Source organism: Blastomonas sp. CCH1-A6, assembly GCF_001556365.1.
Classification (GTDB): domain Bacteria; phylum Pseudomonadota; class Alphaproteobacteria; order Sphingomonadales; family Sphingomonadaceae; genus Blastomonas; species Blastomonas ursincola.
The window spans coordinates 1-22,523 of the sequence record NZ_LSIS01000140.1; the positions used below are offsets into that span (position 1 = coordinate 1).

Annotated in this window: 19 protein-coding genes; 9 read left to right on the forward strand and 10 right to left on the reverse strand. The window is 65.2% G+C overall.

What is annotated here, in order from left to right; translation table 11 throughout:
• The 5 genes from AX735_RS05435 to AX735_RS05455 all read left to right on the forward strand — a co-directional run.
• On the forward strand, positions 1–1,360 hold a 1,360-nt coding region (locus AX735_RS05435), incomplete at its 5' end, for a type II and III secretion system protein family protein (protein WP_066276864.1).
• A gap of 29 nt (positions 1,361–1,389) precedes the next feature.
• A complete protein-coding gene (locus AX735_RS05440; RefSeq protein ID WP_066276868.1) occupies positions 1,390–2,034 on the forward strand; it encodes a CpaD family pilus assembly protein in 645 nt (214 codons plus the stop codon).
• A complete protein-coding gene (locus tag AX735_RS05445) occupies positions 2,031–3,326 on the forward strand; it encodes an AAA family ATPase (protein ID WP_066276872.1) in 1,296 nt (431 codons plus the stop codon). The genes AX735_RS05440 and AX735_RS05445 overlap by 4 nt, the downstream gene beginning before the upstream one ends.
• Before the next feature lie 57 nt (positions 3,327–3,383).
• Positions 3,384–4,355: a type II secretion system F family protein gene (locus AX735_RS05450; RefSeq protein ID WP_066276876.1), complete on the forward strand. Its 972-nt coding sequence runs from the start codon at positions 3,384–3,386 to the stop codon at positions 4,353–4,355.
• A 16-nt stretch (positions 4,356–4,371) separates the two neighbouring features.
• The gene (locus tag AX735_RS05455) at positions 4,372–5,370 is read left to right on the forward strand and encodes a type II secretion system F family protein (protein ID WP_171007799.1); all 999 of its coding nucleotides are present in this window, start codon (positions 4,372–4,374) and stop codon (positions 5,368–5,370) included.
• A 130-nt stretch (positions 5,371–5,500) separates the two neighbouring features.
• On the opposite strand, the gene AX735_RS05460 is transcribed toward AX735_RS05455, so the two are convergent.
• Together AX735_RS05460 and AX735_RS05465 are read right to left on the reverse strand one after the other, a co-directional pair.
• Positions 5,501–7,060, reverse strand: coding sequence for a TonB-dependent receptor domain-containing protein (locus AX735_RS05460; protein ID WP_446471787.1), 1,560 nt, complete (start codon positions 7,058–7,060; stop codon positions 5,501–5,503).
• A gap of 1 nt (position 7,061) precedes the next feature.
• The gene (locus AX735_RS05465) at positions 7,062–7,994 is read right to left on the reverse strand and encodes a TonB-dependent receptor plug domain-containing protein (protein ID WP_202189507.1); all 933 of its coding nucleotides are present in this window, start codon (positions 7,992–7,994) and stop codon (positions 7,062–7,064) included.
• A gap of 411 nt (positions 7,995–8,405) precedes the next feature.
• Here AX735_RS05465 and AX735_RS05470 point away from each other — a divergent pair, with 411 nt between their 5' ends.
• Positions 8,406–9,455, forward strand: a complete 1,050-nt coding sequence (locus AX735_RS05470) for a CaiB/BaiF CoA transferase family protein (protein WP_066276884.1) — start codon at positions 8,406–8,408, stop codon at positions 9,453–9,455.
• Here the strand turns inward: AX735_RS05470 and AX735_RS24885 are convergent.
• Both AX735_RS24885 and AX735_RS05480 read right to left on the reverse strand, forming a co-directional pair.
• Positions 9,418–9,987, reverse strand: a complete 570-nt coding sequence (locus AX735_RS24885) for a hypothetical protein (protein ID WP_156447430.1) — start codon at positions 9,985–9,987, stop codon at positions 9,418–9,420. The two genes, AX735_RS05470 and AX735_RS24885, sit on opposite strands and share 38 nt — an antisense overlap.
• Positions 9,988–10,036: 49 nt before the next feature.
• Complete coding sequence (locus tag AX735_RS05480) at positions 10,037–10,960, reverse strand: glutaminase (RefSeq protein ID WP_066276891.1); 924 nt, start codon at positions 10,958–10,960, stop codon at positions 10,037–10,039.
• A gap of 77 nt (positions 10,961–11,037) precedes the next feature.
• Here AX735_RS05480 and AX735_RS05485 point away from each other — a divergent pair, with 77 nt between their 5' ends.
• The 3 genes from AX735_RS05485 (at position 11,038) to AX735_RS05495 (ending at position 14,426) form a co-directional block, all read left to right on the forward strand.
• Positions 11,038–12,009 carry a bile acid:sodium symporter family protein gene (locus AX735_RS05485; protein ID WP_066276896.1) on the forward strand — a complete coding sequence of 324 codons (972 nt, stop codon included), beginning with the start codon at positions 11,038–11,040 and terminating at the stop codon, positions 12,007–12,009.
• 49 nt (positions 12,010–12,058) lie between these two features.
• Positions 12,059–13,024, forward strand: a complete 966-nt coding sequence (locus AX735_RS05490; protein WP_066276936.1) for a radical SAM protein — start codon at positions 12,059–12,061, stop codon at positions 13,022–13,024.
• Between the two features lie 76 nt (positions 13,025–13,100).
• Complete coding sequence (locus tag AX735_RS05495; protein ID WP_066276899.1) at positions 13,101–14,426, forward strand: ABC1 kinase family protein; 1,326 nt, start codon at positions 13,101–13,103, stop codon at positions 14,424–14,426.
• Positions 14,427–14,435: 9 nt separating this feature from the next.
• Here the strand turns inward: AX735_RS05495 and AX735_RS05500 are convergent, their stop codons facing one another.
• The 6 genes from AX735_RS05500 to murB all read right to left on the reverse strand — a co-directional run bounded on the left by AX735_RS05500 (position 14,436) and on the right by murB (position 22,437).
• On the reverse strand, positions 14,436–16,766 hold the full coding sequence (locus AX735_RS05500; protein WP_066276902.1) for an SPOR domain-containing protein: 2,331 nt from the start codon (positions 16,764–16,766) through the stop codon (positions 14,436–14,438).
• Positions 16,767–16,904: 138 nt separating this feature from the next.
• A complete protein-coding gene (gene ftsZ / locus AX735_RS05505; RefSeq protein WP_066276905.1) occupies positions 16,905–18,329 on the reverse strand; it encodes a cell division protein FtsZ in 1,425 nt (474 codons plus the stop codon).
• A gap of 137 nt (positions 18,330–18,466) precedes the next feature.
• Positions 18,467–19,780: a cell division protein FtsA gene (gene ftsA / locus AX735_RS05510; RefSeq protein WP_171007796.1), complete on the reverse strand. Its 1,314-nt coding sequence runs from the start codon at positions 19,778–19,780 to the stop codon at positions 18,467–18,469.
• Positions 19,777–20,673, reverse strand: coding sequence for a cell division protein FtsQ/DivIB (locus AX735_RS05515; RefSeq protein WP_066276907.1), 897 nt, complete (start codon positions 20,671–20,673; stop codon positions 19,777–19,779). Before AX735_RS05515 ends, ftsA begins: the two co-directional genes overlap by 4 nt.
• Positions 20,657–21,607, reverse strand: coding sequence for a D-alanine--D-alanine ligase (locus tag AX735_RS05520; protein ID WP_066276909.1), 951 nt, complete (start codon positions 21,605–21,607; stop codon positions 20,657–20,659). Before AX735_RS05520 ends, AX735_RS05515 begins: the two co-directional genes overlap by 17 nt.
• A complete protein-coding gene (gene murB, locus AX735_RS05525; protein ID WP_446471785.1) occupies positions 21,604–22,437 on the reverse strand; it encodes a UDP-N-acetylmuramate dehydrogenase in 834 nt (277 codons plus the stop codon). The genes AX735_RS05520 and murB overlap by 4 nt, the downstream gene beginning before the upstream one ends.
• Positions 22,438–22,523 lie beyond the last annotated feature (86 nt).

A 22,523-nucleotide genomic window follows, 5' to 3' on the forward strand; every position in this document is an offset into this window, starting at 1 on the left:
GGTCTATTCGGCCACCGTGCGCGTCGGGTCGAACATCGATTCGGTCGACCAGATGCTGATGCTGGCCATGCCCGACGCCAAGGTGCGCGTCAGCACGCTCAACGGCGTGGTGCTGCTCACCGGAACGGTGGGTGCGCCCGAGGACAGCGCCGAAGCCGCGCGCCTGGTCCAGGCCTTTGTCGGCGATAACGTGAAGGTCATCAGCCGCCTCTCCACCGCCACCCCGATGCAGGTCAACCTGCAGGTGCGGATTGCCGAAGTCAGCCGATCGCTGGTCAAGGAAATCGGCGCGAACCTGCTGACGCGTGACCTGACCGGAGGCTTCCAGTTCGGCGTCAGCCGCGCATCGCGCAATTTTGCGGCGATCGGCAACACGATTGACGTCAGCACATTGCCGCGCATCGATGCCTCGGCCCAGTTCGGCCTGCCGGCGGGCTCGCTCAGCCTGCCGTTCAACCCGTCGACCGGCCAGTTCGTCACCGGGGGGACCACCACCACCTTCAACAACGTGCTCGACGGCAAGACCGCTATTCAGGCTGCAGGACGTCTGTTCGGCGTCGATATCGCCAGCGCGTTCGACCTCGCCGAGCAGGTCGGGCTCGTGACCACGCTGTCGCAGCCCAACCTGACCGCGCTGTCGGGCGAAACCGCTGACTTCCTGGCGGGCGGCGAATTTCCGATCCCGATCAACCAGGGCCTCGGCACCACCACGATCGAATACAAGAATTTCGGTGTCAGCCTGGCCTATACGCCGACGGTACTGGCCAATGGCCGGATCTCGATCCGCGTACGGCCCGAAGTGTCCGAACTGTCGTCCGCCGGATCGGTGACGCTGAACGGTTTCCAGGTGCCCGCGCTGACGGTTCGCCGCGCCGAAACCACGGTGGAACTGGGATCGGGGGAAAGCTTCATGATCGCCGGCCTGCTCAGCAACAACTCGCAGAATCTGGTCGACAAGGCCCCGGGTCTCGGCGACGTGCCCGTGCTGGGCAATCTGTTCAAATCGTCCAATTTCCGCAAGGGCGAGACAGAACTGGTGATCGTCGTGACGCCGTATCTGGTGAAGCCGGTCAACGCCAACGACATCAAGCTGCCCACCGACGGCTATCGCTCTCCCGACGATCTGCAGCGCCTGATCAACCATCAGAATGCGGATGGTGTCTCTGGCGGCGAGCGTCCCAAGCCGAGCGTTGCACCGACAGAAGGCAGGGGCGGGCCGGATTTCGGCGCGCTGCCCGATCAGCCGCGCGCACTGCCCCAATCTGCGTCCAAGCCGCAGCGCGAGGCCAGACAGGGCAAGGCGAAACAGGGTGACAAGTCTGCCGGTCTCGCTGCGGCCCCCGGTTTTTCGTTCGATTGAGGCCAGAACCCGCTTTGAGGAGATTAGCAATGCGCGCTTATCATGCAGCTATCGCAGCAGCGGCCATCCTGACCTTGTCGGGTTGCGGCAACATGGCCAGCAACCGGGGCCTGGATAGCGTCCACCAGGCCGTCGTATCGCGGAGCAACTACACGCTCGACCTGAACGCGGCAGGTGGATCGCTGCCCGCGCAGGAGCAGCGCCGGCTGGCCGAATGGTTCGAGGCAATGGACCTGGGCTATGGCGACCGCGTCTCGATCGACGATCCGGCCGGCCGCAATGTCGTGGTCAAGTCCGCGATCGAGGCCGCAGCTTCGCGCCATGGCCTGCTGGTCAACGACGTGGCACCGGTCACCACCGGCGAGATTGCACCCGGTGCGGTACGGGTCGTGGTAACGCGCAGCACTGCCGAGGTGCCGGGCTGTCCCGACTGGAAGACCAAGCTCGAGATGAACTATCGCAACGCGACCAGCAGCAATTTCGGCTGTGCCTTCAACGCGAATGTCGCGGCGATGGTCGCGAACAAGGAAGATCTGGTGCGGGGCGAGCCGGGGGCTCTGACCACCTCGACCCAGCGTTCGGACACCGCCATCAAGCAATATCGCGAGACCCCGCCGACCGGCGCTCAGGGCCTGAAGCAGGGCGCGACCCAGCAGGGAGGATCGCAGCAGTGAACGCACCCTGGAAACCGGGCATGACGGCCAATCGCGACCAGTTCGCGGCCTTTGTCTGCGACGAGGCGACGCTCGACATCGTGCGCGCGATGGCGATCAACATGGGCTGGCCGCCGGAAAAGTGCAGCAAGGGCGGCCTGCGCAATGCAGTCCAGTCGCTGTCGATCACCGCAAGCCCCAACATCCTGCTGGTCGATCTTTCGGAATCGGGCGATCCGCTCAATGACATCAACGCGCTGGCCGAGGTCTGCGAGCCCGGTACCGTGGTGATCGCCATGGGCCAGGTCAACGACGTGCGGCTGTATCGCGACCTGATCGCGAGCGGCCTGCACGACTATCTGCTCAAGCCCGTGGGGCCGGATCAGATCCGCGATACCATCCTGCAGGCGCAGGCGATGCTGAACGCACCCAAGGCAGGCGAAGCGGCGATCGAGCGCGCGCATGTCGGCATCATGGTCATCGGCACGCGCGGCGGCGTCGGCGCATCGACCGTGGCCACGTCGCTCGCATGGCAGCTCAGCAAGAATGCCGGTCGCATGACCGCGCTGCTCGACCTCGACCTGCATTTCGGCACCGGCGCACTGACCATGGACCTGGAGCCAGGTCGCGGTCTTACCGACGCTATCGACAATCCCAGCCGCATCGACGGCCTGTTCATCGAACGTGCGATGATCAAGGCCAATGACAAGCTGTCGATCCTCTCGGCCGAGGCGCCGATAAGCTCACCGCTGATCACCGACGGCACCGCCTTCTTCCAGCTGCAGGAAGAATTCCGCCACGCGTTCGAGAACACCGTGGTCGACCTTCCCCGCCAGATGCTGATCGACTATCCGCATCTCGTCGCCGAGACCAACATGGCAGTGCTGGTGACCGAGCTGACGCTCGCCTCGGCACGCGACGCGATCCGGCTGCTTGCCTGGCTCAAGTCGAACGCACCCGCTGCGCGGGTGATAGTGGTGGCGAACAAGGTGCAACCGGCCGCGCTGGAGATCAGCCGGGCCGATTTCGAAACCACCATCGAGCGCAAGATCGATTTCCTCATCCCCGCCGATCCCAAGACCGCCGCCCAGGCTGCCAAGCTGGGTCAGCCTTTCTGCGAGGCGGGCAAGTCGACCAAGGCTGGCGCGGTGATGAAGGCGCTAACCGATCGGTGCCTCGGCCTGGCCGAGGAAGAGGCCGCAGCGGAAAAAGACACCGGCGGCGCCAAGAAGTCGCTGCTCGGCAAGTTTGGTGATTTCAAGTCGCTGCTTCCGGCCAAGCCGGGCAAGGCTGCAAAGGCCGCCAAGAAGTAACCGGTACCGCCGCGCCATGTTGGCCAGCGGCGGCCCGAAATCGCGGGTGAAGAGCGCATGGAAATGGTGCAGACATTGCTGTTGGCGGCGGGCATTGCGAGCGTCTTCGGTCTGCTCGTCATGGCGTTTTCCGGCCCGTCGGAGCGCAAGGAGTTGCAGCGCCGCATCCTGATGGTGCGCGAGCGCTACAGCGAAAATGCCAGCGCCAAGGTCGAGGCGCAGATGCGCAAGGCCATCGCCAACCGCAAGCCGCGCTTCAACCAGACCGGCGAAGAGCTTACCAAGGTGCAGATGCTCGCGCGCCGCTTGGCGATGACCGGCAAGAACTGGTCCGTGGTCCAGTTCGGGCAGGTCGTGGCCGGCCTGGGCCTGCTTGTCGCGATGGCAGTCTATTTCCGCACAGGGCAGCTGATGATGAGCCTGTTCGTCGGTTCGGCGCTGGGCTTCGGATTGCCGCACATGGTGGTCGGCCATTTCATCAAGCGGCGCCTCAACCAGTTTACCGCACGCTTTCCCGACGCGATCGACCTGCTGGTGCGCGGCCTGCGCTCGGGCCTACCGGTGACCGAGACGCTCACCGTGGTGGCCAAGGAAATTCCCGGCCCGGTGGGCGAGGAATTCAAGCTGGTGACCGAGCGGATCAAGATCGGCCGATCGATGGAAGACGCGTTGCAGGAAAGCGCCAACCGGCTGCAGACGCCTGAATTCAACTTCTTCTGCATCACCCTCGCGATCCAGCGCGAGACCGGCGGCAACCTTGCCGAAACGCTCTCGAACCTCGGCGCCGTACTTCGCTCGCGCGCGCAGATGAAGCTCAAGATCCGGGCGCTGTCCTCGGAATCCAAGGCATCGGCCTATATCGTGGGTTCGCTGCCCTTCCTGGTGTTCATGATGATCTGGTGGGTGAATCCCGAATATCTGGCCGGCTTCTTCGTCGAGGAACGGCTGATGATCGCCGGCATCGGCGGCCTGGTGTGGATGGGCATCGGCGTGTTCATCATGGCCAAGATGGTCAGCTTCGAAATCTGATCGGGGGCAAGGAACGATGCAGGAAGCAGCCAATCCTACCCTGATGGGAATCGACGTGATCTTCGTGGCGACCTTGCTCGCTGCGGTGGCGACGCTCGCGGTGCTGATCGCGATCTATGCCGCGACCACGGTGCGCGATCCCATGGCCAAGCGGGTCAAGGCGCTGAACGAGCGGCGCGAGCAGCTCAAGGCGGGAATCACCGCCTCCACCGCCAAGAAGCGCGCCAAGATCGTTCACAAGAACGACACCACCGACAAGATGCGCAGCACGCTGCAATCCCTGAGGGTGCTGCAGGACGAACAGCTCAAGGCCGCGCAGCAGAAGCTGGCCCAGGCCGGCATCCGCTCCAAGGACGTGGCGGTATCGATCATCTTCGGCCGCATGGTGCTACCGATCGCGCTGGGCGGCCTCGCCGCGCTGCTGATCTACGGCCTGGACGTGCTGGTGCCCGACTGGTCGCCGATCAAGAAATTCGGCCTGTTCGCTGCCATCCTGATCGGCAGCTACAAGGCGCCGGACCTGTTCGTGCAGAACATGATCACCAAGCGCACCGACGCCATCCGCAAGGGCCTGCCCGACGCGCTCGACCTGCTGGTGATCTGCGCCGAGGCGGGTCTCACCGTCGATGCCGCCTTCAACCGGGTCGCCAAGGAACTGGGCCGCGCCTATCCCGAGCTGGGCGATGAATTCGCGCTGACCGCGATCGAACTTGCGTTCCTGACCGAGCGCCGCCAGGCCTTCGAAAACCTGGCGTATCGCGTTGCGCTGGAATCGGTGCGCGGGGTGGTGACGACGATGATCCAGACCGAGAAATACGGCACGCCGCTTGCCTCCGCGCTGCGCGTGCTCTCGGCCGAATTCCGCAATGAGCGCATGATGCGCGCCGAGGAAAAGGCCGCACGCCTGCCAGCGATCATGACCGTGCCGCTGATCCTTTTCATCCTGCCGACGCTGTTCGTCGTCATTCTCGGCCCGGCGGCCTGCTCGATCGCCGATGCCTTTTCCAAGCAGTGACCGGGCCGGCCACTGGCCACCGATCACGATGAAAAAAGGGGCGGCAACCGTAGCCGGTGCCGCCCCAGGTCACTGATGTTCACCGCCCGATGGTGTCCGATCAGGCGGTGTCCCCCATCAATCCCTTGCGTCAGTATTTCGCGCGCACGGTGATGCCGTACATGCGCGGTTCCTCGACGAAACCGATACGCGAACGCGTGCCCGCACCACCGCGCAGCGGGGTGTTGGCGGTGATGCCGCGCGTGATCTCGTTGTTGAGGTTGGTGCCCCACAGTTCGAACGAGAAGCGGTCGTCCGGCGTGGTGAAGCCAAGCCGCGCGTTCATCTTGAAATAGCTTTCCTGGATGTCGAGCGGGATCGGCAGGCCATTGCTGTCCAGCGGCGAGGTGCTGGTGCGGCGGTCGTCCGAATAGTTGATGTTGAAATTGGCCAGCATCTTCCATCCGGAATCGGTGATCTCCTTGTCATAGGTGATGCCGAACACGCCGGTGAACTTGGGCGCGTTGGTGAGGTCCGCACCGCAAAGGCTGCGGATCGTCGCCAGCGTCTGCGCCGTGCCGACCACGCCCGCAGCGCAATTGCGCGGATAGCGGGCATCCGCATAGGTGACCGCAGCATTGACCGAGATGCCCGATTCGAACTGGCCGAACATTTCCAGCTCGACACCGGTCGACTTGGCCGCGCCGACGTTGAACGTCTGGAACTGGACACCGGTGAACTCGAGGACCTGGAAGTCCTTCATGTCCATGTGGAATACGGCAAGGTTCGCGCGGATGCGGCCATTGGCGAACTCGGTCTTGATACCCGCTTCATAGGCATCGACCTTTTCCGAATTGAAGCGCGGATCGGCACCCAGGGCGGCCGCTGCCGGGTCGAGGTTGAAACCGCCCGACTTGAAGCCATGGCTGAATCCCGCATAGGCCAGGAAGCCGTTGTTGCTGTTATAGGCGAGCTGCGCGGTATAGGTCAGCTCGTCATCCTTGAAGACGAGATTATATTCACGCGGCAGCGGCAAGCCGGGGATCGAACTGGCAAGCACGGTCCCGCCCGTGCCCGGCACGGTGATGCCGACCGACGTCGCGAACGGGAAGCAGGTCAGGCCCAACGCACCGGCGCGAAGCGCTGCGGGGATCGCTCCTGTGATCACGCCGTTGACGATCGCCTGGCAGGCAGGCGAATTGGCGGCCAACTGATCGAAGCTGCCCCGCTTCTTTTCGTCGACATAGCGTGCGCCGAGCGTCAGGCTGAGATTGTCGGTGAAGTTGATCACGTTATGCGTGAAGATCGAGAAGCTCTCGGCGTCCTGTCGGAACTGGTTTATCGCGAAATTGCCCGCCGCATTGACCGGCACGCCGCCATTGCCCAGCGCGGTCAGCGCGAACAGCGGATTGACCCCGGCAAGGTTGGCGAAGTTGCCGGCGCTCACTGCCCGCTGGTAATCCGGGCCCAGCGTCAGCGTCTGGATCTCGTTGATCTTCTCGTCCGAATAATAGGCACCGACCAGGAAATCGAGCGCATCGTCGAACGCGCTGCCCTGGAAGCGCAGTTCGTGGGTCATCGTCTTGATCGGGCCGCCATTGCTGGGCGTGGTCGGCGCTGATGCCGCACCATTGCCAGAGGTGAAGACGTTGAGACCGACGAAATCCGATTCCTGGTCGGAAGACGCCTCGAAATGGCGGTACGATCCGATATTAGGTCATCTGCACGGGGCCGATGTCCCATTTCAGCTCGCCCGAAAAGCCATATTGCTCGGTATCGTTGTTGAACTGCTGGCTGTTGGTACGCAGTTGCTTGAGCGCCTGCGGCCCCGAGGCAACGACACCGCTATTGGGCAGGCCGTGAAAGGCGAAGAACGGAACCAGTTCGGTCTCACGCACGATAACCGCGTCGCAACAGTTCTCGTCGGCCTTGGCATAATCGCCGATAAGGCGGACGCTGACATCGGGCGAAGGCTCCCAGAGCAGCTGGGCGCGCACGATATAGCGGTCACGATTGCCGCTCTCCGCACCCGGCACGGTGGCACTTTTCAGATAGCCGTCACGCTTACGATAAGCGCCCGAGATGCGCAGACCCAGCTGGTCGGTGACCAGCGGCACGCTGACACCGGCCTGCACGTTGAAGAAGTCGTAATTGCCATAGGTGAAGTTGCCGAACGCCTTGACCTCGGTCAGGTCGGGGCGCTGGGTGGTGATGTTGAGCGCACCGGCCGAGGTATTGCGCCCGAACAATGTGCCTTGCGGGCCGCGCAGGATTTCGAGCCGCTCCAGATCGAGCAGATCGCCCAGCGCAATGCCGGGGCGCGACTGGTAGACGCCATCGATGAACACGCCGACCGAGCTTTCAAGGCCCGTGTTGTTGCCGGTGGTGCCGACGCCACGGATGCGGATCGAGGTGCCCTGGCTTTCGGTCTGCGATGACTGGACGTTGAAGCTGGGCGAGATCGAGGTCAGCGACTTGATGTCCTGCACGTTCTGCCGGTCGAGCTGGGCCGGGCTGACCGCCGTCACCGCCAGCGGAATGTCCTGCACATCGGCCGCGCGCAGCGTCGCAGTCACGATGATGACATCGCGCTCCGGAGCTTGGTCATCGGCTTGCGCATCCTGCGCCTGAGCCATCGATGTCATTGAGACAGTGCAAAGCAAGCCCAGAACGGGCTTCCACAAAGTGCGCATCCTCTTCTCCCACAAGCAACCTGTTGGTTGTGCTTTTGCCCCCCTCACTCTGAAGGTGATGTTGGGTGCGAAGTGAAAGCTGTCACAATGGCTGCCGGAATGCAATTCGTTTTAATTCCCTGATTAAACTTTTGCAGTGCGGCAACAATGGCGGAAATCCTGACCTTTTTATTTGTTGCAATGCAACATCGACCTTCCGTTACGGGAAGGTCACTGTTCCGCAATACCCTCACCCTGCATTTTGCATCGCGGCGATCGACAGGCGTGCCAGCCCGCGGCCTGACCTCGAAATCGGGCTTGCATTGGACGCCGTCGACGCTAGCGTGCGCCTCTTAATCGATCAGTTAAACAAGGTGGAGAGATATGGCGGGTGCACTGGCAGGCGTGACGATCATCGAACTGGCGGGAATCGGCCCTGGCCCGTTTGCGGCGATGATGCTGGCCGATCATGGTGCGCGGGTCATTCGTGTCGAGCGTGCCACCGGTCGCGCTCCCGTCGGCGATTCCGGCAATCGCGATATTCTCAACCGCAACCGCGAGGTGATCGGGGTCGATCTCAAGTCAGCCGATGGCATTGCCCGGGTCCGCGAACTCGTCCGCGCAGCCGACGGGCTGATCGAGGGCTTCCGTCCCGGTGTGATGGAGCGGCTGGGCCTCGGCCCTGACGTCCTGCTCGCCGACAATCCGAAGCTGGTCTATGGCCGCATGACCGGATGGGGCCAGACCGGTCCCTACGCGCCGCTTGCCGGGCACGACATCAACTATATCGCGCTGTCGGGCGCGCTGCACAGCTATGGCCGCGCGGGCGAGAAGCCGACTCCCCCGGTCAACGCCGTGGGCGATTTCGGCGGCGGCGGCATGTTCATGGCGTTCGGCATGGTCGCCGGCATCCTGTCCGCGCGCAGCACCGGCAAGGGCCAGGTGATCGATTGCGCGATGACCGACGGCGCGGCGGTGCTTTCCGCCATGACCTATACCTTCCTCGCCAACGGCCAGTGGCGCGATGAGCGCGGGGTCAACCTGCTCGACACCGGCGCGCATTTCTATGACACCTATGAATGCGCCGACGGCAAGTTCATCTCGATCGGGTCGATCGAACCGCAATTCTACGCGCTGCTGCGCGAGAAGGCAGGCCTTTCCGATCCCGCGTTCGACCTGCAGATGGACCCGCGCCAATGGGGCCCCCTCAAGGAAAAGCTCACCGCGCTGTTCCTTTCGAAGACGCGCGACGAATGGTGCGCGATCATGGAGCATACCGACATCTGCTTCGCCCCGGTGCTGAGCCTCAAGGAAGCGCCCGAACACCCGCACAACAAGGAGCGCGGCACGTTCATCGAGGTGGACGGCATCCTCCAGCCCGCCCCCGCGCCAAGGTTCAGCCAGACGCCTGCACCGCCGGTGCGGATGGGGTAGGCGCTTCCTGCACGTCCAATGATGCGCAAAGGTTGGTCAGTTGCGCGCTGAGGCTCTGCACGACCGATCGTAGGCCGTTGAGCTTTACCTGGGCAGCACACGGATCAATCATGACTTGCGAGGTCGTGATGGTCGAGGAAGTCAGTTGGACCAATTTCAGTTCCACTAGCCAGCGTCCATCGCGGGTCAGGTATACGGTCATCGCTCCATGGCAAACATGATTGCGAAGCTCTACAAAAGGCTGAAACCGATCGAGAGACTGAAGCGCCAGGCGAGCGCGCTTAGCCTCGAGGGCTGATTGGCTCTCCAATACTTCGCGCAACAGTTGGAGCTTATGGCCGAAAGAATGCGCTTTACCGAGCTTCACACATTTCGGAAAACTGCGCGCCAAGAGCAACAGCGCTTCAGCGACTTTGCTTTCCGCCTGCGTAAAGCAATCGAGGCAGCGTCCAAGCCACAGATGCACTTCCTTCTGTGCACCGTCCCAATCGGGCGTTGAGCTCAGAGGGACTATGGGTGAGAAGGCGTTCATGGGCCGACGCTATCACCCTCGCCTTTACCAATGATTGCGCCAGATCGGGTCAAACAAACACGCTCCACCCGGTCGCCTCGACCAGTTCCTCCAGCGCGATCGCGCCGACCATCGAGGTGCCCGAGGCGTTGAGGCCGGGCGACCAGACTGCGATCGCGCCATGGCCCGGCGCGATGCACAGGATGCCGCCGCCGACACCGCTCTTGCCGGGCAGGCCGATGCGATAGGCAAAGTCGCCGCTATTGTCGTAATGGCCGCAGCTCATCATCACCGCGTTGATGCGGCGGCAATTCTCGCGCGTGACCAGCTGCTCGCGGTTGATCGGGTCGCAGCCATCGAACGCCAGGAACAACGCGGCGCGCGCCAGTTGGCGGCAGCTCATCCGCACCGCACACTGGCGGAAATAGGCGCCAAGACTCGCCTCGACCGGGTTGGCCATGTTTCCGAACGCGGCCATGAAATGCGCGAGCGCGCGGTTGCGCGATCCGGTAGCGGACTCTGATTCCGCTACCTCCTCGTCCAACGCAATGCTGTCATCGCCCGATAGCCGGTGGAAGCGCCCAAGCAGTTCCGCCTCGAACGCTTGCGCACCGCTGCGCGCCACCAGCATGTCGGTGACGACAATCGCGCCGGCATTGATCAGCGGATTGCGCGGGATGCCCTTTTCATTTTCCAGCTGCACAATCGAATTGAACGCGCTGCCCGAGGGCTCGCGCCCAACCCGGTCCCAGACATTTTCGCCATAATGCTTGAGCGCAAGCGAGAGGGTGAACACCTTGGAAATCGACTGGATCGAGAACGGCTCATGGCTGTCGCCCAGCGTGACCATGGTCCCGTCCCCCAGCACGATCGCCATGCCGAACTTGGTCGGATCGATCCGCGCGAGCGCAGGGATATAGTCGGCGACCTTGCCGGTGCCGATATGCGGGGTGACCGCAGCCTCGATGCGCGCGGTGATCGCCTGCCAGTCCATGCCCCCTCCCCCAAAATTCGGCGCTGCATTGTTCCGATCGTTGCGCAACCGAACAAAACATAGCAGGGGGAAACGGCATGTCGATTCTTACGCGCCTCATTCCCGACCGGTTCGTGCTGATGCTGCTGCTGACCGTCGCGGTCGCCGCCCTGCTGCCCGTGACCGGGCAGGCGGCGGTCTATGCAGGATACGGCGTCTCGGTCGCGATCTTCATGCTGTTCTTTCTGCACGGCCTGCGCCTGCCGCGCGCCGAGGTGGTGGTCGCGATGAAGAACTGGCGGTTGCAGGGCGTGATCTTCGCCTTCACCTTCGCGTTCATGCCGGTGCTGGGCTGGGCGGCATCGCACGCGCCTGGCGCGCTGCTGCCGCACGGGCTGGTGATCGGGCTGCTGTTCCTCGGCATCCTGCCCTCGACCGTGCAATCGGCGATCAGCTATTCCTCGCTCGCCGGGGGCAATATCGCCGCCTCGGTCATGGCATCGGCGCTGCTCAATCTCGCCGGCATCGTCATGACCCCGCTGCTCGTGGCGCTGCTGATCGGCGCGGACGGGGGCGCGGCGATCAGCAGCGATACCGTGGTCAAAATTCTCGCGATCCTGCTGCTGCCCTTTGCGCTGGGCCAGGCGTCGCAGGGCTGGCTCGGCCCCTGGGCGCTGCGCCACAAACCGCTGCTGACCTTGCTCGATCGCACCTCGATTGCGCTTGCGGTCTATGTCGCGTTCAGCTCTGCGGTAGCGGGGGGCAAGATGCAGACTTTGGGCTGGGCGGCGCTCGCGTTCCTGTGCGCGATCATCCTGGTGATGCTGGTGTTGGCGATGCTGGCGTCCTGGGGGCTGGGCGGGCTCATCGGCCTGCCGCGTGCCGACCGCATCAGCCTGCTTTTCGCCGGATCGCACAAGAGCATCGCCACCGGCGCGCCGCTCGCCGCGATCCTGTTTGCAGGGCCCCAGGCAGGCATCGTCATCCTGCCTGCGCTGATCTATCACCAGTTGCAGCTCGTGCTGTCGGCCCCGCTGGCATCCAGACTGGCGAAACACGCCGAAGCCTGACGCATTTGTGCTTGGCGGCGACCGCGCGGGCAGCGATATAGTCGAGGTCATGAGCACCGCCGCCAGCCCGTTCGCGATCGACAATGCCCCGCCGCTCAACCCGGCCAAGTTCCGCGACCCGCTGGTCACCGCCAAGGGCGAAGCGCGCGCGAGCGTCGCCATGACCCGGCTCGAAACGCTTTGGTTCAACACCGGGACCTTGTGCAATCTGGCGTGCCTCAGCTGCTATATCGAAAGCTCGCCGCGCAACGATGCGCTGGTCTATCTGACGCTGGCCGAGGTCACGACCTATCTCGACGAGATCGCAGCAAGCACCCTGCCCACACGCGAGATCGGGCTGACCGGGGGCGAGCCGTTCATGAACCCGGACATCACCGCGATCCTCGATCTGTGCCTGGCGCGCGGGTTCGAGACGCTCGTGCTCTCGAACGCGATGCGCCCGATGCGGCGGCACGAGGCGGCGCTGCTCGACCTCAAGGCGCGGCATGGCGAGCGGCTCACCATCCGCGTCAGCCTCGACCATTATACACAGGCCGTACACGAGGCCGAACGCGGCGCGAACAGCTGGGACAAAGCCTTGTCCGGCCTGCAATGGCTGGCACGCCACGGTTTCCGGATCGCCATCGCAGGGCGGCATCTGGCGCACGAAAGCGATGCGGAGGCGCGCGCCGGCTTTGCCGCGCTGTTCGAACGCCTCGGCCTTGCCATCGACACCGGCAATCCGCAGCAGTTCGTGATGTTTCCGGAAATGGACGCGGCAGCCGACATTGCCGAGATCAGCACCGGCTGCTGGGACATATTGGGCAAGAGCCCCGATATGATGATGTGCGCGACCAGCCGGATGGTGGTGAAGCACAAGGGCGCACATGCGCCGACCGTCGCGGCGTGCACGCTGCTGCCCCATGATCCCGGTTTCGACATGGGCGCGACGCTGGCCGAGGCATCGCGCGCTGTATCGCTCAACCATCCGCATTGTGCACGCTTCTGCGTGCTCGGCGGGGCGAGTTGCAGCTAGGCCGGGGCGCACCTACATAGCGGGCGAGGCGCGTGCCTATCCCGGTCGCGCCAAGCTGACAGGCCGACACACCCCGATGCTCCCCCCCAGAACGCGATCTTCCGGCCAGGCCGTCCCTAGCGGCCGCCTCTCCCGCTTCGCCAGTTTCGGCACCATGGTCGGCGGGGTCGCCGGATCGATGCTCGTTGACGGCACCAAGCAGCTCGCGCAGGGCCGCCGCCCCTCGATCGGCGACCTACTGCTGACCCCTGCCAATGCGCGCAAGATCGCCGATCGGCTGGCGACGATGCGCGGTGCGGCGATGAAGCTGGGCCAGCTGATGTCGATGGACACCGGCGACTTTCTGCCGCCCGAGCTTTCGGACATTCTCGCCCGGCTGCGCGCCGATGCCCAGCACATGCCGCAGGGCCAGCTGCGCAACGTGCTCAACCAGAACTGGGGCCGCGGTTGGGAAAAGCGCTTTGCCAGCTTCGATTTCAGGCCCGTCGCCGCCGCCTCGATCGGCCAGGTGCACCGCGCGAAGACGCTCGACGGGCGCGATCTGGCGATCAAGGTGCAATATCCCGGCGTGCGGCAGAGCATCGACAGCGATGTCGACAATGTCGCTGCGCTGATCAAGCTCACCGGCCTGCTGCCGCCCGAGCTCGACATCGACCCGATGCTGGCCGATGCCAAGGCGCAGCTGCACGAAGAGGCCGACTATGCGCACGAGGCGGCGCATCTGGCGCGCTTCGGCGAGCTGCTCGCAGGACATGCGGACTTCCGCGTCCCCGCATTGCATGCCGACCTCACCACCACCGACATCCTGGCGATGGATTATGTCGAGAGCATCGCGATCGAGGACACCGCGAGCATGGACCAGGCGACGCGCGACGGCATCGTGCTCCGGCTGGTCGGATTGCTGCTGCGCGAGCTGTTCGACTTCCGGCTGATGCAGACCGATCCAAATTTCGCGAATTATCGCTTCGATCCGGCGAGCGGCAAGTTGGTGCTGCTCGATTTCGGCGCGACGCGGGTGGTGACCGACCGGGTCGCCAATGCCTATCGCACGCTTCTGCGTGGCGGGATGCAGCGCGATACCGCCCTGATGCGCGAGGGCGGGCTGACGCTGGGCATGCTGCATCCCGATGCGCCCGAAAGCCACAAGGTGGCGGTGCTGGGCATGTTCGACACGGCGTTCGAGCCGCTACGCATCGACGGACCGTTCGACTTCTCATCCAACGAGATGACGAGCGAACTGCGCGACGAGGGCATGGCCTTCGCCAAGGAGCGCACCTTCTGGCAGGTTCCCCCGGTCGAAACGCTGTTCATCCAGCGCAAGATCGGCGGCGTGTTCCTGCTCGGCGCCCGGCTGAAGGCGAACACCAACGTCCACCGGCTGATCCGCGACGCGGTGATGTAACCCTGGCGCCTATTTGCCCAGCGCGGTCACTTCCTGCCCCGCCGGGCTGGTGAAGGTGAAGCCCGACAGCTTGTTCTTGGCCAGCGTGTTGACGAACGCCTGTGCCTCGTCGGCGCTCTTGAACGGCCCAGTCAGCAGCCGGTTGGTGGCGTTGAGCGGGGTCCACCAGCCCTGCTTGCCCTTGAACAGGGCGGGCGAGGTCGTGGTCAGCCGCTTCCATTCCTTTGAAAGGTCGGCGCGGTTGGCCCCGCCTGCCACCTGCACCCAATAGCGCTTGGGATGCTTGGGCTCGGCCTTCTTCGCAGCCGCAGCCTTTTTCTCGGCCGCCAGCTTGTCCGCTGCCTTCTTGTCCGCCAGCTTCTTGTCGGCCAGCTTCTTGTCTTCTGCGGCCTTCTTGTCTGCAGCCTGCTTGTCGGCGAGCTTCTTGTCCTCTTCCGCCTTTTTGGCGGCAAGTTCCTTCTCGTCGGGCTTTTTGGGTGCCGGTGGCAGCTTGGTAACATCGACCGCATAATCCGCTGGCGCGAGCTCGGCTGCCGGGACCTGAATGCTGGCAATGACCGACGCCAGGCTGACGCGGGCAGGCTCCGGTTCAGATGGCAGCGGCTGCACGGTCGCCGGGGAAGCCCCAGCGCTGGCCGTCGCGGCACTGGCCGCCGCTGGACTGGAACTGGACAAGGTCAAAGGCGCCTGCCCCGGCGCAACGGCATTGGTCGAAGTCACCGCAGAGCCTGCAAGACCCGTCGGCGCTGCCGAGCCTGGCGCGCTGGTCGCAGGCGGAGGGGGCGGCGTCGCGCTCGTCGTTGCCGCAGTCGGATTGGCGACTGAAGTGAAGCCGGGCCGGGGCAATTCGGTCATGCCTGAGAGCACGACCACCTTGTCGTCAGGGCCGATCAGGGGGCCCTGCGCTGCCCGATCGCGCGCGGATGATGGCGCGGGCAGTTCCTTGAGGTCGGTGACCCTGACCGAGGTCGCGAGCGCGAGCTGGTTATCCGCCGGTCGGTCAGGCTGTACGCCGGGCTGCACGCCGGATTGGACGTTGGTCGCCAGGGCAGGACGATCGCCGCCGCCACGTGCCGCGTTGGCCGGGGCCGCCACTGCATTGCGTGACGCTGCACTGCTGTCGGGCAGGGGCTGAACGGTCGCGCGTGATCCGGGCAACGGCTGGACGGTCGCGCGCGCGGTCTGCACATTCTGGATCGTCTGGACGGTCTGCTGCGACGGCGCTGTTGAGCTACCGCGTCCGGGCATCAGCAGATCGGGCGGCGGCACGGGACCCGGGGCGCGCGTCTGAACGGGCACCGGTTGCGCGGCGGCCTGCGCCTGGGCGAGCGCGATCGCCTCGCGCTCCTTCTTCGAAAGCTTGCCCGGGATACGACGCTGCGACTTGTCCACCTTGGCGACCCGCCGACTCTTGGTCTCGGGCGCCGGCCCGAGAGGCTCGCCCGCCGGAATCAGTCCCGCATCGGCGCGCCCCGAACGGACGCGCGGCGTTCCGAGCGATGCATATTGCCGGTTGCGCGGATCGTCCTTGCCGACCGCCGCCGCCGCCGGGAAGTGCCCGAAATGCGCCGCTGCGGCCTGTTGTGCCGGGGTGAGCCTGCCCATGAAGCGGAAAAAGGGCTCGATCGACGCGGCCATGCGCTTGGGCATGGTGGCATCGGCAATCGCTATCGCCCCTTCCGCATCACCGGACACGGCGAGCACGAAGGCGCGCGTGCGCCAGGCCGCGGCGTCGCGCTTGCGCAGCAGCGGATCCAGCTGGGCTTCAGCAGCCGCCCGGTCGCCGGAAATGCCCAACGACAGGGCGTAGCGGCGGATCGTCTCGTCATCGGCACCGCGGCGCAGCGCCAGCTCGTAATCGTCCTGCGCGGCGTTGGAATTGCCGACCAGATCATAGGCGAGCCCCCGGTCTGCGGCATAGACGGTTTCGGGCACGCCCAGCTTCTTCGCCTCGTCAAACAGACGCAGCGCTTCGTACGGATTCTCGTTGAGCAGCAGCGCCGAGCCCAGCCCGGCCTTCACCCGGCCATTGCCAGGCGACATCTCGTCCGCACGCGCGAAGAAGCCGATCGCCGCCTGCGGGTCCTGCAGCAGCAGGGCGGCATTGCCCGCATCGATCAGCGCATCGATGTCGCCGGGATAGAGCGCCAGCCGCTGCAACGCATTCTGCAGCTCGCGCGTGCCCCGCGGCTGCGTGACGTCGAGCGAGCTATAGCCGGTCTCGGGCGCATCGGGCCCCTCTTCCTGCGCCTGGGCAGGGCTGAGCGAAACGCTGGCAACCGCGCAAAGCAGGGTAGCGAAGCGAAGTTTGCGGTGACGCAAAAACGGGGTCAAAGCCATATCGCCCCGTCAGTCGCCCTTTGCAGGAGCGATTGCAAGCGCAGCAGACCGGACAGCACGGCAGGGCGTGTGCGGTATTCGGTGGCTTGCGGGAACCAATTGCCAGCCGGGTGCACAGGCACCCGGCGGGCAGCGGGATTACTGATTGTTCTGGCGACCGAGAAAGCGCGGGATGTTGAGCGGCGGTGCATCGGCACCGTCGTCATCACCCTCGTCCTCGCTGCGCGCACCGCCGCGCGACAGGCTCGACATCCGTTCGAACAGGGTGCCACCGCCGGTGGCGACGCGCGGGGCCTTCGCAACCGGATCGGCAGTCTGCGCGGGCGGCGCAACGAACGGCGCGGGCTCCTGCGGGATCTGGGCGCTGGCGGGATCGAGCAGCAGCTCGTCGGCACCCGCGTCGTCGTCGAGCGACTGCGCCGCAACCCCCAGGTCGAGCGCTTCGGGCTCGGCCGCTGCTACCGGCGCGGGCGCCGGAGCGGGTGCCGGGCGCGGGGCCGCGGCGAAGCTGGGTGCGGGCGTCGGCGCAGCGAAGGCGCGCGGTGCCGCCTGGTTCAGCGAGAACGGACGCGCTTCTTCCTGCCCCTGCTGCATCGCATCGCCATCGATGCCGGTGGCGACCACCGACACGCGGATCTTGCCTTCCAGATCGGGGTTGAACGCGCTGCCCCAGATGATGTTGGCATCGGGATCAACCAGTTCCTTGATATGGTTGGCGGCCTCGTCGACTTCCATCAGGCGCATGTCGTCGCCGCCGGTGATCGAGACGATGACGCCCTTGGCGCCCTTCATCGACACGCCATCGAGCAGCGGGTTGGCGATCGCGCGCTCGGCCGCTTCCAGTGCGCGGCCATCGCCCTCGGCCTCGCCGGTGCCCATCATCGCCTTGCCCATCTCGCGCATCACCGAACGGATATCGGCAAAGTCGAGGTTGATCAGGCCCGGATTGACGATCAGGTCGGTGATCGAGCGGACGCCCTGCTGCAGCACTTCGTCCGCCAGCTGGAACGCTTCCTTGAACGTGGTGTTCGGGTTGGCAACCAGGAACAGGTTCTGGTTAGGAATGACGATCAGCGTGTCGACATTCTTCTGCAGCTCGGCAATGCCCGCTTCGGCGGCACGCATGCGGCGCGTGCCTTCGAAGGTGAAGGGCTTGGTGACGACGCCAACGGTCAGGATGCCGCGATCGCGCGCAGCCTTGGCGATCACGGGCGCCGCACCGGTGCCGGTGCCGCCGCCCATGCCTGCTGCGATGAAGCACATGTGCGTGCCTTCCAGGATCGCCTCGATATCACCGACGGTCTCTTCCGCTGCCGCACGACCGACTTCGGGCCGCGATCCGGCGCCCAGACCCTGGGTGACATCGGGTCCGAGCTGGATGCGCTGCTCGGCGGTCGAGCTGTTCAGCGCTTGCGCGTCGGTATTGGCGACGATGAAATCGACGCCTTCGACGCTAGCCGCGATCATGTTGGCGATGGCGTTGCCGCCAGCCCCGCCGATCCCGATCACCGCAATGCGCGGGCGCAGTTCGTCGACGGTCGGCGGTCCGATGGTGATGCTCATGCCTTAATTCTCCCCTGCTTCATTATTCTGAAGCAAATACCAAAAACCACATTGCACAGATTGATTCGCGAATTCACCCAAAAAATCGGGTTTTTCCACCACTTCCTGCATGGCAAGCGACGAAACGCGCCGCATCGTCAGAAATTTCCGACCAGAGCGCGCCACAAACGCTGCAGAACCGCCGCGCCCGAATGGCGGTGAACCTGCTGATAGCTCGAGGCAACGCTGCGAATATCGACCGGTTCGTCCGCTGCGAACAGCGCCAGCCCCGCCAAGGTCGAGAAGGCCGGGCCAGCATGCGCATCGGGAAGGCCCGCGATGCCGGTCGGGCGACCGATCCGTACGGTGCGGCCCAGCGCCACCTGCATGTGATCGGCCAGGCCGCGCAGCTCCGCGCAGCCGCCGGTGAGCACGATCCGCTGGCCCTGCGCACCGGTAAAGCCGAGCTCCTTCAGCCCCTTGGTGATCTCGCCGATCAGATAGTCGAGCGGCTGGCGGATCACCGAGACGAGCTGCGCGCGGCTGATCGAATGCTTGTCGTCGGTGCGTCCCCCTGCGCCGACCAGCTTGCTGTCCTCTTCGGGCAAGCGCAGATCGATCATGTCATGATTGTCGCGCGGCGAGGATGTCGCGGCCCCATGGAAGCACTTGATCCGCTCGGCCTCGGCGCGGCGCAGTCCGAAGGCCGAGGCGATGGCATCGGTAATGTCCGCGCCACCGAACGGAATGGTGAACAGCCCGACCAGCATGCCGCCGGCATAGAGCGAGATATTGGTCACCGCCGCACCCATCTCGACCAGCGCGACGCCCAGCTCACGCTCTTCCTCGCCAAGCACAGCGGTGCCTGCCGCGATCGGCGCAGCGACGATGCCGCTGACACCGAGATAGGCGGCCGCCACGGTCTGGTCGATATTGCGCACCGGCGCGCCATCGGCGAAGATCACGTGGATGTCGACGCCCAGCCGCTCGGCATGGAGGCCGATGGGCTTCTTGACCCCGGTCGCGCCATCGAGCGTGTAGAGCGCGGGCTGCGCGTGCAGCACCATGCGTCCGCCCGGCTGGATCGTCTCGCGGCCCGCAGCCAGCAGGTGATCGACATCATCCTCGTCGATGCGCCCGCCGCCCAGATCGATCTCGACCCGCGCGATGGTGCTGGTCAGCCCGCCCGAGGTGCAGCCGACATGGACATGGTCGATGTTGAGCCCCGCGATCCGCTCGGCCTGCTCGACCGCCTCGCGCACCGCCAGTTCGGTCGCCGCCATGTCGGTGATATAGCCGCGCTTGACGCCCTCGCTGGCGCGCTGGCCGGTGCCCAGCACCAGCAGCTCGCCCGCGTCGGTGCGCCCGATGATCATCGCGCAGACCTTGGACGAGCCGATATCGAGCGCGCCATAGGTCTTCTCGATCCGGGGGACGGCCGCGCCGCCCTTGCGCCCCTTTCCGCCGCTCATTGGTCCGCTGCCGATGCCAGCGCATCGCCTTCGGGCTTGGCGGGGCTGCGCGGACGGCGCAGATAGGCGCGCTCGGGATCGCGCAGGTCGAAATAGGTCACGCCCTTGCCGAGCAGCCGGTTGACCCCGTCCATCCGCGCGAAATTGATCAGCGCGGCCTGTGACAGATCCTCGCCCTCGGGCAGCGCCAGCACCTCGCCGGTATGGAAGGTCAGATTCCAGCGCCGGTTGCCGACCCATTCAGCCTCCTTGACCTGCGGGGTCAGCGCGGGCGCGGCGTCGAGCAGCTTGGTGAGATCCTTGATCCGCGTATTGGCGCGCTTGCCGACGATGCGCAGCATCTTGGGATCGATCTGGCCGGGGCTCGGCTCGAGCGCGACACCCTCGGCATCGACCAGCATCACACGCCCGCGATCTTCCCACACCGCCAGCGGCTCCCGCTCGACGATGTCGACGATCAGCGTATCGGGCAGCTGGCGGGAGATGCGCGCATCGGCGATCCAGCTGAACCGCGTCAGCTCGCGGCGCAGTTCCTCGAGGTCGACCTGCGGCATCGACCGGTCCTTCTGCGCGAGCACGATCTCGTAGACCTTGAGCTCGTTCATCTTGTCGACGTTGCGGACCTCGACCTTCTTGACCTCGAACCCGGCGCGTCCGGCGGCGAGCGCCATTTCTTCCTGCACCATGCCGGGCAGCCCCATGAACTGCGCGGTGATGACGCCGCCCAGCGCGAGAATCCCCAGAATGCCGATGGTCGCGGCCTTCTGCATCTGCTCTTCGGTAAAGGGCAGCCGGGCGAGGAACGCGTTGGCCCGCGATCGCTGCGCCGTGCGCGGCTTGGCGCGCGTTGCGCCCCTTTTCGCCGATGTGCCGCGCTTAATCCGTGTCGCCATGCCGGGTGCCCCCCAATGCCTGTTCAACGATGATCTCGACCAGATCGGCATAGCTGATGCCGATCGCCGCCGCCTGTTCCGGCACGAGGCTGAGCGGGGTCATGCCCGGCTGGGTGTTGACCTCCAGCAGGTACAACCCATCGAGCCCCTTTTCGTCATCCCAGCGGAAGTCCGAACGCGACGCGCCCTTGCAGCCGAGGATGTTGTGCGCCTTGAGCGCCAGCTCCAGGCAGCGCTCGGCAATCTCCGCCGGAATTTCGGCGGGGCAGATGTGCAGCGTCAGCCCGTCGGTGTACTTGGCGTCGTAATCGTAGAAGCCCGACTTGGTCTGCAGCTCGGTGACCCCGAGCGCGCGGTCGCCCAGCACGGCAGTGGTCAGCTCGCGGCCCTTGATGAACGGCTCCGCGAGCAGCTCGTCGAATTCCTGCCAGGGTCCGATCGCGTCGCGGGCAATCGGGTCGCCATAATTGCTGTCGGCCTTGACGATGGCGACGCCGACCGACGAGCCTTCGTTGACGGGCTTCAGCACATAGGGACGCGGCAGCGGGTCGCCTGCATAGAGGCTTTCCGATTGCACGATATGCCCGCCGGGCATCGGGATGCCGTGCGGCACCAGTGCCTGTTTGGTCAGCACCTTGTCGATCGCGATCACCGAGGTCGCCATACCCGAATGCGTGTAGGGGATCTGCATCAGGTCGAGCATGCCCTGCACGCTGCCATCCTCGCCCGGCGTACCGTGCAGCGCATTGAACACGATATCGGGACGGATTCCCGCCAGCACAGCAGCGACATTCCGATCCATATCGACCCGCGTCACCTGATGCCCGCGCGATTCCAGCGCCTTGGCGACGCCCTCGCCGCTCATCAGCGAGACCTCGCGCTCGGCCGACCAGCCGCCCATCAGCACGGCAATATGGAGCTTGGGCAGGGTCATGAACTCGGCTTTCCTATCCGCTGGATTTCCCATTCCAGCGCGACGCCCGATTGCGCGAGAACACGGGCGCGGACTTCCTCGCCCAGCGCCTCGATCTCGGCGCTGGTGGCTGCGCCGGTGTTGATCAGGAAATTGGTATGCTTTTCGCTGACCTGCGCGCCGCCGAGCATCAGGCCGCGACAGCCTGCAGCATCGACCAGCGCCCAGGCCTTGTGGCCTTCGGGGTTCTTGAAGGTCGATCCGCCGGTCTTGCTGCGCAGCGGCTGGCTCGCCTCGCGCGAGGCGGCGATGCGGTCCATCTCGGCCTGGATCGCCTCGGGCGCATCGGGATGACCTCGAAAGGTCGCGGCGATGACGATCGCGCCTTCGGGCAATTCGGAATGGCGATAGGTGTAATGCAGGTCGGCCAGCGGCAGTGTCTGGCGCGTGCCATCGCGCAGCACGACCTCGCAATCGATGAGAATATCCTTGACCTCGCGGCCATAGGCACCGCCGTTCATCCGCACGAAGCCGCCGACGGTGCCGGGGATCGAGCGCAGGAATTCGAGGCCCCCGATACCGGCATCGCGCGCGGTCGAGGAGACGAGAATGCCCGAAGCCCCTGCCCCGCAGGCGAGCGTCACGTCATCGATCCGCTCGACCTTGGCGAAGGCCTTGCCCAAACGCACGACGACGCCCGGGACGCCGCCATCGCGCACGATGAGGTTGGAACCGAGGCCGAGTGCCATGACGGGGACCTGGGGGTCGAGATCGCTCAGGAACTGCGCGAGATCCTCCGCGTCCTTCGGCTCGAACAGCCATTCTGCCGCGCCACCGGTCTTGAACCACACGAGCGGTGCTAGGGGAGCATTGGGTGTCAGCTTCCCTCTAACGCCCACCCCCGTTGCTTGGTCGCCAGGCACACCCACACCCGTTT